11 protein-coding genes and 3 pseudogenes are annotated in these 16,605 nt (G+C 69.0%); 9 read left to right on the forward strand and 5 right to left on the reverse strand.

Translation table 11 applies throughout. The features are described from left to right. Positions 1–267 precede the first annotated feature (267 nt). The gene (locus tag IF11_RS0129305) at positions 268–1,278 is read right to left on the reverse strand and encodes a LacI family DNA-binding transcriptional regulator (RefSeq protein ID WP_244888262.1); all 1,011 of its coding nucleotides are present in this window, start codon (positions 1,276–1,278) and stop codon (positions 268–270) included. Positions 1,279–1,465: 187 nt separating this feature from the next. Further along, a complete protein-coding gene (locus tag IF11_RS0129310; RefSeq protein WP_030354780.1) occupies positions 1,466–2,473 on the reverse strand; it encodes a hydroxyacid dehydrogenase in 1,008 nt (335 codons plus the stop codon). A 161-nt stretch (positions 2,474–2,634) separates the two neighbouring features. Between IF11_RS0129310 and IF11_RS39535 the strand changes: the two are divergent. Then, positions 2,635–3,628, forward strand: a pseudogene (locus IF11_RS39535) (beta-galactosidase small subunit family protein); the annotation flags it as partial. A 97-nt stretch (positions 3,629–3,725) separates the two neighbouring features. On the opposite strand, the pseudogene IF11_RS42430 reads toward IF11_RS39535, so the two are convergent. The 3 genes and pseudogenes from IF11_RS42430 to IF11_RS0129330 all read right to left on the reverse strand — a co-directional run. Next, positions 3,726–3,851 (reverse strand): annotated as a pseudogene (locus tag IF11_RS42430) (aldo/keto reductase); the annotation flags it as partial. Between the two features lie 172 nt (positions 3,852–4,023). Further along, positions 4,024–5,559, reverse strand: a complete 1,536-nt coding sequence (gene arfA, locus IF11_RS0129325; protein ID WP_030354782.1) for an arabinosylfuranosidase ArfA — start codon at positions 5,557–5,559, stop codon at positions 4,024–4,026. Between the two features lie 78 nt (positions 5,560–5,637). Continuing rightward, complete coding sequence (locus IF11_RS0129330) at positions 5,638–7,221, reverse strand: glycoside hydrolase family 43 protein (protein ID WP_030354783.1); 1,584 nt, start codon at positions 7,219–7,221, stop codon at positions 5,638–5,640. A 239-nt stretch (positions 7,222–7,460) separates the two neighbouring features. Between IF11_RS0129330 and IF11_RS38265 the strand changes: the two are divergent. From IF11_RS38265 to IF11_RS0129375, 8 genes and pseudogenes are all read left to right on the forward strand, one after another. After that, positions 7,461–8,472: pseudogene (locus tag IF11_RS38265) on the forward strand (substrate-binding domain-containing protein). 46 nt (positions 8,473–8,518) lie between these two features. After that, a complete protein-coding gene (locus IF11_RS0129340; protein WP_030354785.1) occupies positions 8,519–9,310 on the forward strand; it encodes an alpha-galactosidase in 792 nt (263 codons plus the stop codon). 252 nt (positions 9,311–9,562) lie between these two features. Beyond that, the gene (locus IF11_RS42785; protein WP_280521091.1) at positions 9,563–9,688 is read left to right on the forward strand and encodes a hypothetical protein; all 126 of its coding nucleotides are present in this window, start codon (positions 9,563–9,565) and stop codon (positions 9,686–9,688) included. Between the two features lie 94 nt (positions 9,689–9,782). Further along, the gene (locus IF11_RS0129350) at positions 9,783–10,616 is read left to right on the forward strand and encodes an alpha/beta fold hydrolase (protein WP_030354786.1); all 834 of its coding nucleotides are present in this window, start codon (positions 9,783–9,785) and stop codon (positions 10,614–10,616) included. Between the two features lie 211 nt (positions 10,617–10,827). Further along, positions 10,828–10,962 (forward strand): hypothetical protein, encoded by a 135-nt coding sequence (locus IF11_RS42790; RefSeq protein ID WP_280521093.1) that lies wholly within the window; start codon positions 10,828–10,830, stop codon positions 10,960–10,962. A gap of 65 nt (positions 10,963–11,027) precedes the next feature. Continuing rightward, complete coding sequence (locus tag IF11_RS0129360; RefSeq protein ID WP_157848458.1) at positions 11,028–13,811, forward strand: discoidin domain-containing protein; 2,784 nt, start codon at positions 11,028–11,030, stop codon at positions 13,809–13,811. A gap of 133 nt (positions 13,812–13,944) precedes the next feature. Further along, on the forward strand, positions 13,945–14,346 hold the full coding sequence (locus tag IF11_RS0129365) for a hypothetical protein (protein ID WP_157848459.1): 402 nt from the start codon (positions 13,945–13,947) through the stop codon (positions 14,344–14,346). 301 nt (positions 14,347–14,647) lie between these two features. Then, a complete protein-coding gene (locus IF11_RS0129375) occupies positions 14,648–16,552 on the forward strand; it encodes a glycoside hydrolase family 97 protein (protein WP_030354789.1) in 1,905 nt (634 codons plus the stop codon). Positions 16,553–16,605: the final 53 nt, after the last annotated feature.

Here is a 16,605-nt window from a genome sequence, read left to right on the forward strand (position 1 = left end):
CTCGGGATCCGGGCATGGTGTGCCGAGCCGATCCGCTGCTCGGTCTTGCCGGAGCCGCGTAGAAATCGGTCTCTACGGAAGCTAGAGCTACCCCACGCGCGAAGCAAGATGTCGCACGCGAAAATCCTCTGTTACAGGCAATTCCCCTACGTGATCTGGTTGATCTACGCGACCGGAGCAGCGGGAAGTCCTACGCGGGTCCAGAGATCGATTTCTACACGCCCAGGCGCGCACCCTCCCCCACGTCATCGCGGGGGCGCGCGACGGTCAGTCGCCGGAGCGCCGGGTGGAGGCACGTACGACGACGTGCGTCCCGAACACCTGGTGCTGGCTGTCGGGGAATTGGTCGCGGTGCAGAGCGAGGCGTACCGCGGCACGGCCCAGCTCCTCGTGCGGGATGTTGACCGTGGTCAGAGCCGGATACACGTCGAGGGCGGTCGGGATGTCGTCGTAACCCGCGACAGCGACATCCTCGGGCACCCGCACGCCGTCCTCGCGCAGCGCTTGCAGCGCGCCTGCCGCAACCATGTCGGTGGCGGCGAACACCGCGCTGAAGTCGGCGCCGCTCGCGACCAGTTCCCGCATCCCCTGATAACCGAAGCTGCGGGTGAAGGTGCCGTCCACCATCAGTGCCTCGTCGTGGCTGACACCCAGCATCTCGTGGGCGCGGACGAAGCCCTTGATCCGCTGGCTACTGGTGGACAGCCCCGGCACCCGGCCGAGATAGGCGACCCGCCGGCGGCCGGAGCTGATCAGGTGCGTGGTCATGGCGAAGGCGCCGCCCTCGTTGTCGTAGTCCACGACAGTGGCGGGCACGCCCTTGCCCAGCGGTGGTCTGCCGACCAGGACAAGCCGCGAGCCCGCCCGGTCCAGGGCGTGCGCGAAGTGCGTCATCCGGTCCTGGTACGGCTTGTCGTCCCAGGCGCCGCCGACGACGATGACGGCGTCAGCGCGCTGCTCACGCATCGTCTCGACGACCGCGAACACGCGCTGCGGATCGCCGTGGGTGGTGCACAGCATGCACAGCCGCCCCTCGGCGGCAGCCTGCTCTTCGACGCCGCGCGCGATGTGGGCGTAGAAGGGGCCCGTGACGTCATCAACGACGAACGCCACGGTCTTGTTCGCGGCGCCGCCGAGGGCACGCGCGTGCGCGTTGACGACGTAGTCCAGCTCGCGCATGGCGCGCAGAACCCGGGACCTCGTCTCCTTGGCCACCGGGTAGGTGCCGCCGAGCACGCGGGAGACAGTGGACGCCGACACCCCGGCCCGGGCAGCCACGTCCCGGACCGTCGATGACTCACGATGGGACGGGGCCCCCGCGTTCTTCTCCACGTATCGGTTCCCTCCACCACCGGCACCTGCGTATCTCCTTACGATAGTGGACCGCGGTGGATCGGCGGGAACGCGCGTCCTGCTGGTCCGTCCGGGCCGGCGCGCGGGGCGGGGGCGGTGCGGCGCGGGGTGGTCACGCGGCGCGTTCCAGTTCTGCGGGGTCCACCCGGTGGACCAACGGCACTCCGGCCAGCAGACGTTCCAGCTCTTCTGCGACGTACTGGCCCAGGCGCCGCACTTCATTGCCCTGCGAGCCGGCGAGATGCGGGGTGAGGAAGGCGTTAGGCAGATCGAAAAGGGGCGAGCCGGACGCCAGCGGCTCGGGGTCGGTGACGTCGAGTATCGCGCTGATCCGGCCCCGTCGCAGTTCCTCGACAAGTGCGTCGGTGTCCACCAGGCTGCCCCGCGCGGTGTTGATGAGTACGGCATGCTCGGGCATCAGCCGCAGCTCGCGGCGGCCGAGCATGCGATGGGTCTCGGGCAGCGCGGGGGCGTGGACGGTGACGATGTCGCTGGTGCGCAGCAACTCGTCGAGCGGTAGCAGCCCGACACCCAGCGCCGCCGCCTCGGCCGCCCCGACATACGGATCGGCCAGGAACACCTCGAAGTCGAAGGGCCGCAGCAGTTCGATGAGCCGGCGGCCGATCCGTGACGCTCCGACCACTCCGACCCGGCGGCCGAAGTTCCCGATACCGGGCATGATCTCGGCCAGGGTGAAGGTGCGCCGCGCGCGGTAGCGGTCCCGCGCCGCGAACAGGTCCTTGCCCGCCAGCATGATCATGCCCAGGGTGTATTCGGCGACCGGCAGGGCGTTGGCGGCGGAGGCCGACGAGACGACCAGACCCCGTTCCCACCAGCCGGGAGCCATGATGCCTTTCACCGAACCACCCGCGTGCAGAACGGCCCGCAGTCCGGGAGCCGCGTCGAGCACGTCGGGGCCGATGTGCGGGCAGCCCCAGCCAGTGAGCAGGATCTGGGCCTCTGCCAGGGCTCTTCGCGCCCGGGATTCATGGAAGTCCTCGGCGATCAGGACGGGCGCCAGATCCACCGAGGCCCGGAGCCGGTCCATGAGATCGGGTGGATAGACGCTGGGCAGAGTGTCGGCACTCATCGCGAACAACGCCACGGGACGCTCGGACAAGGCAGTGGCCTCCGGCTTTGGGATCAACATAGCAACCGATCTCTACGCTAGGCGGCACCAGGTGAGAGGGTCAATGGGCCGGACATCGAGATCATGCCTTGGACCATGGGGGTTGTGTATCGATGCCTTACACGTTTGGCTACTGCGGTACGGCGACCGGTTTCCAGCCGTCCCTCAAGCCCGTCCGCATCGGTCGGGGGTACTCCCGGACGGAGGCTGGGAAAGCGGCGGACGGCACGGTCCGGATCACCAATCTGCACGACTTCCGCGACCTGTCGTATCTCGCCTTCGTCTGGTCCTGCGAGGCCGACGGCGAGCCGCTCGCCACGGGCACGCTGGACGTGCCCGCGCTCGCCCCCGGCGAGTTCGACGCGCATACCGGCGTCCTGACCCGGCTGGGTTCCGCGCCGCTCGCCGGCCCTCGGCTGGACGTATGGCGCGCCCACCGACAACGACCAGGGGGCGGACCGGCATCCGGAGCAGCAGTACGACCGGCTCTGGCGACAGCTCGGTCTGCACCGGATCCGGCACCGCGTCGACGGCGTCGAGCTGACGCGGGACGCGCTGACCGTACGCACCCGGGTGGCCCCCGCCGGCACGGCCCTGGGCCTGAGCACCGTCTACCGGTGGACCGCCGACACCGATCGGCTACGGCTGACGGTCTCGGTCACCCCCGACGGCGACTGGCGGGTGCCGCTGCCCCGGCTCGGCATCCGGCTCGGCCTTCCGGCCGCCTTCGGCAGCGCCGAGTGGTTCGGCGGCGGACCCGGCGAGGCATACCCCGACACCGCCACCGCTTCACTGATCGGGCGTTACCGCATGAGGGTCGACGACATGCAGACCCCATACGTCCGGCCTCAGGAGAACGGCGCCCGCCCGGACGTCCGCCGGGCCCAGCTCTCCGGCGGCGGCGCGACCGTACAGATCGACGGCGAGCCCGCCTTCTGGTTCACCGCCCGCCGCTGGACCACGGAGCGGCTCGACGCCGCGTCGCACCTCTCCGGTCTCGCACCGGGAGACACCGTGTGGGTCCACCTCGACCACGCTGTGCACGGCATCGGCTCCGCCTCGTGCGGTCCCGGTGTGCTCCCCCGGTACCAGCTTCTCGCCGCGCCCGCGGAGTTCTCCATCGTGCTGTCGTCGACACAGCGGTGAAACCGGACCGGGCCCAGGACGCTCGACATCCTGGGCCCGGTTCACGGGGAGACACGGTGAGACGTGTGTGGCAGCCCACCAGCGGTTCCAGCTCGGCGAGTTCGGCCTCGTCGAAGGGCCGGGAGTCGAGGACGCCGAGGTTCTGGTCCAGTTGAGCCACACTGCTCGCACCGATCAGCACGGAGGTGACCCGCTCGTCTCGCAGGACCCAGGCGAGCGCCAACTACGCCAGCGTCTGCCCGCGTTCGTCGGCGAACTTGTTGAGCGCGCTCAGCAGGGCGACCTTGCTGCCGCTGCTGTACCGGTCGTCGGCGGCGAGGTAGGACGCGGGCTTCACGGTGTCTCTTCTCTTCCGGTCATCGGGTGTTCGGGGTGATCGGGGTGGCGCGGCCGCCCTACCCGTTCCCCGGGCGACGGAGGCGGATGACATTCCAGGACAGCGGGGTGAGGACAGCGCGGAGCACGTCACCGGACACGGTCGCGCCCGTCGCGGTGCGCGGGGTGACCCGGTCGGGACGGTCGAGGGTGTTGCGTGCGTCGGGGTCGTCGCCGTCCAGGACCAGGTGCTCGGCGACGGCCAGCTCGCCGAAGCCGCGCAGTACGACGTCCAGGGGCAGTGCACCGGTCCGGTCCCGGTTGACGGCGAAGACGGTGACCGCACCGGTCGCGTCGTCGGTGACGGCCGTGGCATGCAGCAGGTCGACCTCGCCGAACCGTTCGGTGGTGTGACGGGGACTGTCGGCCTCCACGCGCAGCACCCGGCCACGCCCGAACGCCGATGCCTGGGCGAAGGGATAGAAGATCGTCTGGCGCCAGGCGGGACCGCCCGGCTCGGTCATGATCGGGGCGATGACATTCACCAGTTGGGCCAGTGAGGCTGCCGTGACGCGGTCGGCGTGCCGGAGCATCCCGATGAGCAGCGAGCCGGTCAGCACCGCGTCGGCGAGGGAGTAGTTGTTCTCCAGCAGCCGGGGCGCGTAGGGGAATCCGTCCTCCGGCGGTGGCGTCGTCGGCGAGCGCTCCACGTGCCAGACGTTCCACTCGTCGTAGGACAGCATGATCTTCTTCGTCGACTTGAGCCTGGCACCGATGTGGTCGCAGGTGTCGACGACGCCCTCGATGTACCGCTCGACGTCCTCCGCGGAGGCGAGGAAGGAGTCGAGGTCGGTGTCGTCCACCGCCAGGCCGTAGTACGAGTGCAGGGAGACGTACTCCACCTGCTCGTAGCACTCCCCCAGGACCGCGGCCTCCCAGGCGCCGAAGGTCGGCATACCGAACCCGGACGAACCGCAGGCGACGAGTTGGAGATCGCCGTCGACCATCTTCATGGCGTTTGCGGTCTCCCGGGCGAGCCGGGCGTACTCCCCCGGTTTCTTGTGACCGATCTGCCAAGGGCCGTCCATCTCGTTTCCCAGGCACCACATGCGGATGCCGTACGGCTCCTCGGCACCATGGGCGATGCGCAGGTCGGACAGTTCGGTGCCGCCGGGGTGGTTGGCGTACTCCACCAGCCGGACCGCGTCCTCCACGCCCCGGGTGCCAAGGTTGACGGCCATCATGGGCTCGACGTCCGTCTTGCGGCAGAAGTCCATGAACTCGCCGAGCCCGAATCGGTTGGTCTCCAGGGAGTGCCAGGCCAAATCCAGGCGCACCGGGCGCTGTTCGAGCGGACCGACGCCGTCCTCCCAGCGGTAGCCCGAGACGAAGTTGCCGCCCGGGTAGCGGACCGTGGTGACCCCGAGTTCCCTGACGAGCGCGAGGACGTCCCGGCGCAGTCCGGCCTCGTCGGCTTCGGGGTGGCCCGGCTCGTACAGGCCGTCGTAGACACAGCGGCCGAGATGCTCGACGAACGAGCCGTACAGACGCGGGTTCACCTCGCCGATCCCGAAGGCGGGGTCGAGGGTGAAGCGTGCCGCAGACCGTTGGATCATCGGGAAGTGCCTTTCCATGCGGGTACGGGGGCGGGGCGGGAACGGGGCGGGAACGCAAAGACAGATAGAAATCGGTTGCTAGTCGCGTAGCTCGAACCAGTCGAAATCGGCCTGCACGCGAGTGCCGCCCAGATCCTGGGCGCACACGCCGACGAACGCGCCGGTGAATCGGAGCCGGTCACCGTAATCGTCGGAGAGCTTGCTCGCGTCGAGCAACGGGCCGACGGGCTGCCACGCGATCCCGTCGGGTGAGGCCGAGAAACGCAGTTCGGCCTCGTCGAAGCGGGCGCGCAGATGGATCAGCGGCCAGTCGTCGATGTCGACGTCGTCGTCGGCCAACTCCCGGTAGGTCCCGTCGTCACTCAGGACGACACCGAGCACCCGGCCCCGCCCCTCGGTATGCGTGACGCGCAGGTAATAGTGGGTGGTGGTGTCGTACCAGCAGATCAGGCCCGCGAGCTGGGCGAAGTGCGAGGGCCGGAAATCCAGCACGGTGGTGGCCTCGCACCGCACCGCGGTGAGCCGCCTGGCGACCAGACTCTGCTCGAAGTGTGAGTGGAGGCTCTGTCTGCCGCGCAGCCGCAGCCAGCCGGGGCGTTCCGTGAGGCTCAGCCAGGAGGCGTCGCCGGGTACCCGCAGGGTGCTCCACCTCGCGTCCAGCACGGGGGCGTCGAAGTCGTCACGGACCTGCGGTGTCCTGTGGACGTGCGCACCTGCCGAGCGGGGCGCCGGGACCTCCGAGCGCGGCTTGTCGTCCCCGTGCGCAAGCCGCAGCCATCCGTCCGCGGTCCACTCCACCCGTTGCAGACAGGTCTCGCGCCCCAGCACGCATCGTGGTCCCGCGGGCGTGGCGACCGGTCGGGACGCGAGATGCGCCAGGTACCACGCGCCGTCGGGGGTCTCGACCAGTTCGCCGTGGCCCGCCTTGAGCAGGGGCCAGTCGGGCGTGTCACGCGTGGTCAACAGCGAGCCGTGCGGGTCGAGTTCATACGGGCCGGTCAGCGAGCGGGAGCGGGTCATCAGGATGCCGTGGTTCCAGCCGGTGCCTCCCTCGGCGAGCATCAGGTAGTACCAGCCATCGCGCCGGTAGAGGTTGGGGCCCTCGATCAACTCGTCGTGCCGGAGCACGGTCCGCGGCTCTCCGATCAGCGCCCGCTCGCCGTGGTCGTACTCCTGGAGCACGATTCCGGCGAACGAGGGACGCCGCTCGCGGTGGTCCCATTGCAGATTCACGAGCCACTTACGGCCGTCGTCGTCGTGGAAGAGCGAGGCGTCGAATCCGGACGAGTTGAGGAAGACCGGCTCCGACCAGGGACCGTCGATCGCGGGCGCGGTGATCAGGTAGTTGTCGACGTCCTTGTAGGGAGAGCCAACGGTCGAGACGATGCCGTAGACCAGCCAGAACCGACCGTCACGGTGGGAGAGGGAGGGCGCCCACACCCCGGCCGAGTCGGCTACGCCGCGCAGATCGAGCAGTTCGGTACGGTCCAGCAGATGACCGGCCGGCTCCCACGTGACGAGGTCGGTCGAGCGGTGGACCGGTATGCCGGGGAACCACTCGAAACTGGAGGTGGCGAGGTAGTAGTCCACCCCGACACGGACGACGCTGGGGTCCGGGTGGAAGCCCGGCAGCACCGGGTTGTGGATCCGGCCCGAAGTCATACGAGTTCCTTTCACGGGCATGAGTCATCGAGAAATCGGTGCGATGAGCCGGGGTGTTTCGCGCCCCGCCAGGTAGTGAACTCCGAGGTCTTCACGTCGCTGTGGCACGGCCCTAATGTAGAAACCGGTTGTCGAAGCGGTCAATGCCCCCTGTCGCAGCCGCAGCTCCTGAAACTTTCGACGGCCCGTGGTGAGGCATGGCTGACGACCCGTGGCGAGGCATGGATGAGGGGTACTCGATGACGCGCGCCGACGGCCCCGCCGGACCGACACTGGCGGTCGTGGCCCGGGAGGCACGGGTGTCCGTACCCACGGTCTCCAAGGTGGTGAACGGCCGGGAGGATGTCGCTCCCGACACGCGCCGTCGTGTCACCGAGGTACTGGACCGGCTCGGCCGGACAGGGCCTAGGTCCTGTCCGGTCGATCTTCGCGGATCAGCCCGCGGCGTCTGGTGCCGTGCATCGCAAGGCGGAGGATCGCCCATGTACTGGACCTACTTGGGCGACTCCGACAACGCAGCGAGGTGCGGTGCCAGGCGTCGCGGGCCCGCGAAGATCGACCGGACAGGGCCTAGCCGCGCGCGGATCGGCGGGCGTGCTGTTCGACGTCGCGGAACTCACCGACTCCCAGTACGCGTGGCTCGACGAGCAGCAGGGCATCCCTTTCGTCGTGATCGATCCAGTGGCCGATCCGCCGCCGTACGTGGCAGCGGTCGGCGCGGCCGACTGGCGCGGCGGCCTGACCGCGACGGAGCACCTGCTCGCGCTCGGCCATCGCCGGATCGGGGTCATCGGCGGCTGTCCGCGGCAGTTGCACGGAACCGCCAGGATGGCGGGTCACCGCTCGGCGCTGACCGCGACCGGCATTCCGCACCGCCCCGAATACGAGAAGTTCGCCCGCTTCGACATGGCCGAGGCCCGGCCGCGGACCGGGGAACTCCTCGATCTCGACGAGCCGCCGACCGCCGTCTTCGTCTGCTCGGACGCGATGGCGCTGGGCACGTACCAGGCGGTCGCCGAGCGCGGATGGAGGGTGCCGGACGATGTCAGCGTGGTCGGGTTCGACGACCTGCCGGAGTCTCGCTGGGCCACACCCGGACTCACCACCGTGCGGCGGCCGCTGTCCGACATGGCCGCCACCGCGCTGCGGCCGCTGGTCAGGATCATGGCGGGCGACCCGCCGGAGGCGTCCCGCATCGAACTGTCCGCCGACCTCGTGGTGCGCGGCAGCACGGCGCCTCCAGCGACATGAGACGGCCCCGGCGGGACGCGCCGACCCGGGGCCGGCCGACGTGGGCATGGTCCGCTACGGCCAGACCGGCTCCAAGAACCGCATCGCCCTCACCAGCACCGGCGCCTGGTCAAGCGCCGAACATCTGCCGATGGGCTGCGTCGAGGACGGGGAGACCGGTCGGGCCCCACTGTGGCAGATCGAGCACAACGGCGCGTGGCACGCGGAACTGGGCGACCGCTACGACGACGTGTACCTGGCCCTGTCGGGGCCGACCGACCGTGAGCACGCCTGGCGTGCCCGGCTCTTCCCGGGCGAGTCCTTCGAGAGCGTTCCGGCCGCGGTCGCCCTCGTACCGGGTGGCGGCTTCGAGGGCGCGGTCGCCGCCATGACCGGGTATCGCCGTGCGCTGCTGCGACCGCACCCCGATCACGAGCGCCTGCCCGTCGTTTTCAACGACATCAACAACTGCCTGATGTCGGACCCGAGCACCGCTGCGATCCTGCCGCTCGCGGAGGCCGCGGCCGAGGCGGGCGCGGAGTACTGCTGCACCGACGCCGGCTGGTACGCGGACTCCGACGGCTGGTGGGACGCGGTCGGCTCGACCGGCACCCCGGCCTCGTTGTCGAGAGCTGCGCGGCCGGCGGCAGCCGCGGTGACTACGCCACGCTCGCCTGCCTGCCGGTCCACTCCCTCACCGACCAACAGGATCACCGCAATCTTCCGCCGATCGCCGTCGCCGCCCCGGCTGCCGTCCTGCCGGAACAAGGAGCCATGTGGGCCTGTCCGCAGAGCGAGTTCGGCGTGGACGAGACCGGTCTCGCACTCGTACCGGCGCTGCTCGGCCGCGTCCACCTGAGGGGCGGGTCGACCGGCTGTCCCCGGCGCAACTGGCCCTCGTACGGACGGCATTGGACGCGTACATGGGCTACCGTCCTTACCTGCGCACGGCCGTGCCGCGCTGGCCGCTCGGACTGCCCGGCCGGCGCGATCCGTGGACCGCGCCGGCCCTGGACTGCGAGGACGGCTACCGGGCAGCGCTGTCCGCCGTGAGAGCGGCGATTCCCGGTGCGCGCTGCCGTTCCCCGAGCTGTGCGGGCGGGCGGGGTCGGTGTCCCGGGCCTTCGAGGCGGCGGGAGACGCCGGGGCGCGCTGGGACCGGACCGAGGGAGTCCTGACGGTGGACCTGTCCCGGGCCGGCAGCGCGGTCCTGCTGCATCTGGAGATGTACGGGTGAGTGCTGCCTGCCGACCGGGCGGCGCGAGACCTCCCCTCCCCTTCCGGGCTCGACCTGTGCGAACGCTGTCGCACCAAGAAGCGGAGGAACCGTCATGCCATACGTTGAACTGCCCCGCGTGCGACTGCGCTTCACCGACACGGGCACCGGAACCGGCAGTGGCACCGATGCGGGTGCCGGGACCCCGCTGCTCCTGATCCACGGTTGGGGCGGCGACAGCGCCGAGTGGCGGCCCGTTGTGGCGGCACTGCCACCCGGACGCCGGGTCATCACCGCCGACCTGCGCGGCCACGGCGAATCCTCCACGCCTCCCCGCGGCTACTCTCCTGCCGATTTCGCGGGTGACCTGGCGATGCTGATGTCGTGGCTCGATCTCCCACCCGTGATCGCCGTCGGCCACTCCATGGGCGCACAGATCGTCGTCGCTCTCACAGCCGCCCGATCCGACGCCGTAATGGGCCTGGTGGCGCTGGACCCCGCCTACGGCGCCGATGACGCCGAGCTGCGGCGCATTCCCGGCGAACAGGAGCAACTGCGTGCCGAGGGCAGCGGGTGGGCGGCACGCTTCGTGGACGGCGCGCACACGAGCGCCACTCCGCGGAGGGTGAGAGCGCGCCACCGGCGGTTGATGTCGGCCATGGATCCGCGGGTCCTGGCGGAGGCGCGGGACGCCATGTACCTGGCTCCCGGCGCGTTCGGTCCCCGGGCCGCCGCGGAGGCCATGCTTGTCACGCTGAGGCGCCCCGTACTGACCGTCATGACGAGCCTCGACCGCGCCGCCTGGGCTCGCCGCGCGCTGCCAGACCCGCGCTCGCGTGTCGAGGTGTTCGAGGGCTGCGGCCACTATCTGCATGAGGAGCGTCCGGAGGAACTCGCGTCGCTTCTGGCCCGTTGGCTCGTCGACCTGGAAGTCTCCCCCGAGCCCTGAGCCCCTTTGAGCCCCTTGAGCCTCTCGATCCAACAGGAGTGGTACCGGTCTCTGCTCGTGCCAGGGAGGAGTTTCGGGGACTATTTCCCGTATAGCGGTATCTCAACGGGCATCATGCGGCGAGATGAATAGCCCACAACCACTCCTGCTGTCATGGATGTTGACTCAACTAGCAATCGATTTCTAAGGTGCTCACGAAGCGTCGGATCTGGTGCTGGCCGAGCAGACCTTCCGCCGCCCGGTCGTCCCGTCGGTGAAGCCCGCGACGGGGCTGGACACCGAGAAGCGGCGCGAACTGCCCCTCCCCGGCTCGCGTTCGCCCGCCGCATCGCGCCGCCTCATGTGAGCGGACCAGCACGCCAGGAGCATCACGACCAGCACTGGAGGACCCGCATGGAACGTCCCTGGAAAGTGAACTGGCAGGTAAAACAGCGGAGAGGACTGCGCTCGACAGGCGCTCTGTCCGTAGTCACCGCCATCGCCCTGCTCCTGCTGTCCATCCCCTTGACGACTTCGGCCGCGGTGGCCGGTTCAACAGCGGCCGACGGCACGGAATTGACGAAGGACACACTCGTCTCCATCGAGAGGTCGACCAGCGCCGCCGGATTCAGCCATCCTGGTATCGGTGTCACCGCGGACGACCTCACCACCGCCAGGGCGCAGGTACGGGCGGGCGTCGAGCCATGGAAAAGCCACTACGACGCGATGGTCAAGACGGGTTACGCCTCGCCGACCCTGAAGTCGAAGAACGCCGGCTCCGTCCTCGATCAGCCGGGAACGGACGCGTTCACAGGCACCGGTACGCAGTCCAAGCTCATCGAGGACTCCTGGGGCGCCCATACACAGGCGATCCTTTACTACATCACCGGCAACAGCGTGTACCGGGCCAACGCTCTGAAGATCATCAGGATCTGGAGCCACATGGACCCGGCCAAGTATGCCTACTACCCCGACTCCCAGATTCACACCGGCGTCCCGCTGTACCGGTTGCTGTCGGCCGCCGAAATCCTGCGCTACACGAGCTTCGACGCCGACTACGGCGACTACAACCTCGCCTGGACGGAAGCCGACACGGACAACCTCACGACGAACCTCATCGCGCCGATGACGGCGACCTTCCTGCACAAGAACACCAACTACTTCAACCAACACTCGTACCCGCTCGTCGGCGCCCTCGCCGGATACATCTTCACGGACAATCGTGCGCGCTACTCCGAGGGTGTCGAGTGGTTCACCGTCAACGCCACCTCGCCCTTGCAGCACCAGAACGGAGCCATCGCCGGCATCTTCAAGCACGTCGACAAGAACAACCCCCTGAACCCGTACGGATACAGCTTCGTCCAGCATCAGGAAATGACGCGGGACCAGGCGCATTCAGGGGGCGACGTGGACACCCTCACCGGACTCGCCCGCATCGTTTCGGTGCAGGGAACGAAGATCGACCCCGTCACGGGAACCGCGTCGACCGCCAGGAACGCGGTGTCCCCTTACACCTTCCTCGACCACCGCATCCTCGCCGGCGCCAACGCCTACGCCCAGTTCATGCTGGGGTACGAAACGCCGTGGGTCGACCTCACTGGCGGCACCGGAACGCTGTCGAGCGCCTACCGCGGGCGCCTCTCCGACATCACGGTGGTCAACGAGTTGTACGACATCTACACGTACAAGCTCGGGGTCAACGTGGAGAAGAAGGCGCCGTACCTGGCGGAGGCGCATCGGCAGGCCAACGGTCCCCTGTATTACAGAGGCGGGAGCCTCAGCAACTTCTGGGGAGGTATCGACACCGGCCCTGAATTCTGGCTGGCGTTCCCGATGCCGCTCGCGGGGCAGGCGCCGCCGCCCGCCGGGGAGCGGCATGTGCAATTCGAGGACAAGAGCGTCTCGTTCAACCCCCGCAAGACGTCCGTCAGGACGGAGGGCGACCGTACGTATACGAGGGTGACCGGCTCACCCAAGGGCACCACGATCGCCCTTCACGACCTTCACTACCAAGACCGGACGAAGTCCAGCCCGGTCGGGTTGTCGATCCGTACCAGCGGCACGTCCACACTGGAGATCAGCAAGGACCAGAACACTCCGCCCTTCCGCACGATGACGCTGCCCAACACCCACAATCAGTGGCGGTACCTGACGTACGACATGGCGAACAGCGCCGCGCCGCCCAACCGGACCGGCGACCACATCGCGTACTACACGGTCAAGGGACGCGGCAACGCCGACGTGGATTTCGACCACGTCAACGTCCTTGCCGGCAACGAGCTTTCACCGCCTGTCTTCCCGCAGGGCGCTGCCACCACCCTCGTGACGGTGAAGGGAACCGACTTCGCCACGTCGTTGGCGGCACGTGACGCCAACAGCGCCGACACGCTGAGCTACGAGGCCTCCGGGCTGCCGAGCGGCGCCCTGTTGGCCTCGGCCACGGGGGCGTTCACATGGACACCGGGACAGCGCCAGGTCGGCGCCCACCGGCTGCTGGTGGTGGCCGACGACGGCTCAACCGACACCGTGCTGGAGGTAACGCTCCACGTCGAGAAGAACCGCGCCGCCGCCTATGACCGGGCGTTGGACGGCTACGACCCCGAGCGCGCATACACCTCCGCGTCCCTCAACGCGTTCACCGCGGTCGCCGACGATGTCAAGGCATCCATGGAGACGGACACCGACCGGCAGTTCGACTCGGCTCTGGTGAGGCTCCAGTCGGCGGTCGCGTCCCTGAAGCTGCTGAATCCGACGCTCGCCGACGATGACAGTCTCGACTATCCGTCGATCGTGACGTCCGACCTTCCCGTTCCGACCAACGTCCGCAATCTCACCGACGGTGACTACAACACCTTCAGCGGGGACCTGAAGGCGCCGTTCTCCGTGGACTTCGGAGCGGACTTCCGCGTGACCCCGACGGCATTCGGTCTTCAGGCCCGCTACATGTTCGGCAACCGCTCACAGGGCGCGAACGTCTACGGGTCCGACAACGGGCAGACCTGGACGCTCCTCACCTCGCGCGAAACGACCGACACCACGGCGTCGAACTACGCCATGGAAACGATCCCGACGCTCCCCGAGGTGCAAGGGATGTCGTTCCGCTACTTCAAGGTGCGGGTGGACCATCCGGGACCGCCCACCGATCCCGCCTACCCCGGGCTGTCCTCCTTCAGCGAATTCCGCATCCGCGGGGCACGCGCGGAGGTGCCCACCTGAGCTGCTGGTGACCGTCCTCACCGGTACGGCCGCCGGCGCGGCCAGTGCGGCGCCCCCGGCGGCGCCGGTCGCCGCCGCCACTGAGGCGTCCCCCGGGTGGGTCTGCCCCGGCACGCCCATACCATCGGGTTACGTGATCACCAGCCGCGCGGCGAACGGGTGCAACGGTGCCGGCGCCTGGTACATGCAGCCCGTGCAGGACAGGATCTGGGTCTGCGCCACCTCGCCGATCCCCGCCGGCTACGTGATCACCCTCCACAGTGCCAATGGCTGCAACAGCAACATCGACACCTGGTTCCTGGAGCTGGCCCGCGACGGCCAGTGGGTCTGTGCGGGCTCGCCGATCCCCACCGGTTACGTGCTCACCGGCCACATAAGCACCGGCTGCGGCAACATCGGCGTGTGGTTCCAGCAACTGGCCCGCGTCGGCGTGTACATCTGTCCCGGCGTGCCCATTCCGGCCGGCTACCGTACCGACGCCTGCAACGCGAGCATGTGCGGCGGCCTCGGGGGCTGGCTCCTGCTCAGCGCCTGATCCGATCGGATCCGCCGGAAGGCACCGCGTGGCGCGCGGTGCCTTCCGGCGTCGCGCGCGCGTGTTGAACTCCGCCGGCTCCTGGCGACCGCGGAGCCGCTGCGTCTCGGCTCCCTGCGGCCGTCGGGTGGTGAGGGATTGACCGGTTGAAGGAATGAGCGGTCCCAGTCGGGCTCATGTGACATGTGGTCAGGCTGAACCATCCAGCCACCCGATGAATTGCTTGTCAGGTTCATTGACAGGCCCTCAAATCTCCGCCACGCTCCGATTCATCCGATGACTGGAGAAGGGGTGGCTCCGCATGGCGGTCCATGTCCGTATCCGCATAACCGTGTTGACGCTGTGTCTCGCGCTTGCGGCAGTGCTGGTCGCCGCGCTGCCGGCCGGCGCCGAGCCTGCCGTCTGGAAGGTCTCCGCCCCGTCCGCGCATGCCGGGCACGGCCCTGGCGCCGTACTGAGACTCGATCCCTCCAACGGCAGCCCATCGCTGGAGGTGACCCACGACGGGCAGACCGTCATCGAGCCCTCTCCCCTCGGAATCGTCACGGAAAGAGCCGACCTCTCCACCGGGCTGCGCCTTCTCGGGCGCAGCGACCGTAAGGTCTCCGAGTCGTACCGCACCACCGTCGGCAAGGACCGCACCCGCCATGCCCGGATGACTGAGGCGCGCTTCCGCTTCGGCACCGCGGACGGCGCCAGGCTCGATCTGCTCGTGCGGGTCTCCGGCGACGGCGTCGCCTACCGCTATGTCCTGCCCGCCGACACCGGCGATGTGGTCGGCGAGACCTCCGCGTTCACCCTGCCCGCGGGCTCGGCGGCCTGGCTCGGCAAGTACCGGAGGGACAACGAGAATCTGTTCGCCCAGTACGACGCGGCCGGCGCCCCCGCCGGCGAGTACATGATGCAGGCGCTGTTCAAGGCCGGTGACAGCTACGCGCTGGTCGCGGAGTCCGACCTCACCGGGACCTACTCGGGCGCGCGCCTCGTGCACGACGCGGGGTCGGTCACCTACCGTGTCAAGCTCTGGGACGAGCAGGTGCAGGTCGACGGGGCGCTCACCACCCCCTGGCGTGCTGTGATCACCGGCGATCTGGCGACCGTCACCGAGTCCACGTTCGTCGACGACCTCGCCCCCGCCTCGAAGGTTCGTGACACCTCCTGGATCAAGCCGGCTCCCGCGCTGTGGACCTGGCTCGCGGGGGGCAGGCCGGCCGGGCAGAGCCTGGAGAAGCAGAAGGCGTACGTGGACTACGCGGCTCAGCGCGGCTGGCCGTACACCGTGGTCGACGCGGGCTGGTACTTCGACCCGGACCAGTGGGACGTCACCGATCCCGACTGGCAGACGAACAGTTGGATGCCGGAGCTTGTGCGGTACGGCCGTGAGCGTGGCGTCGGCATCCAGGTCTGGATCCACCACCGTGACCTCGACACTCCCGAGGAGCGGGAGCGGTGGCTGCCGACGCTGGAGGAGTGGGGCGTCAAGGGCGTGAAGATCGACTTTATGGACTCCGAGGCGCAGGAGACCTTCCGCTGGTACGACACGATCCTGGCCGGGACCGCGGAACACCACCTCCTCGTCAACTTCCACGGCTCGACGATCCCCAAGGGTGTCCACCGCACGTGGCCGCAGGTCATGACGATGGAGGGCGTCAACGGCGAGGAGAAGAAGACCAATACCCCGGAGCACCTGGCGACGCTCCCCTTCACCCGCAATGTCATCGGTGGGATGGACTACACACCGGGTGCCTTCCAGCGTGCGGAGCGTCCCAACGCGGCTTCTGACGCTGGCGAGTTGGGGCTTTCCGTGCTCTACGAGTCCGGCATCCAGAACCTTGCGGGCACGCCGGAGTCGTACGACGAACGCCCCGAGGCCCGGCGCTTCCTGGAACAGATCCCGGCGGCCTGGGACGAGACGAAACTACTGGCGGGTGACCCGGGCAAAGGCGCGGCCCTGGCCCGGCGCGACGCCGAACGCTGGTTCATCGGCGGCATCTTCGCCGGGGCAGCCCGCACCGCCGAGGTCCCGCTGCGCTTCGGCCACGGCAAGTGGCTGGTGGAGACGGTCACCGACGGCCCCGGTGGCCTGGTGCGCAAGGGCAGGGTGCTGCGCGGTGATACGAAGCTCTCCGTGCCGGTGGTCGCGAACGGCGGCTTCGCCGCGGTGGCGTGCCACTGGTATCAGGGCCGTACCAGCTGCGACCGCTGAGGCGTGTCGCGGAACCAGCGCCGTCACGCCCGCGGGGCGGGGCCTGCGCCCGC

Source organism: Streptomyces scopuliridis RB72 (assembly GCF_000718095.1).
Classification (GTDB): Bacteria; Actinomycetota; Actinomycetes; order Streptomycetales; family Streptomycetaceae; genus Streptomyces; species Streptomyces scopuliridis.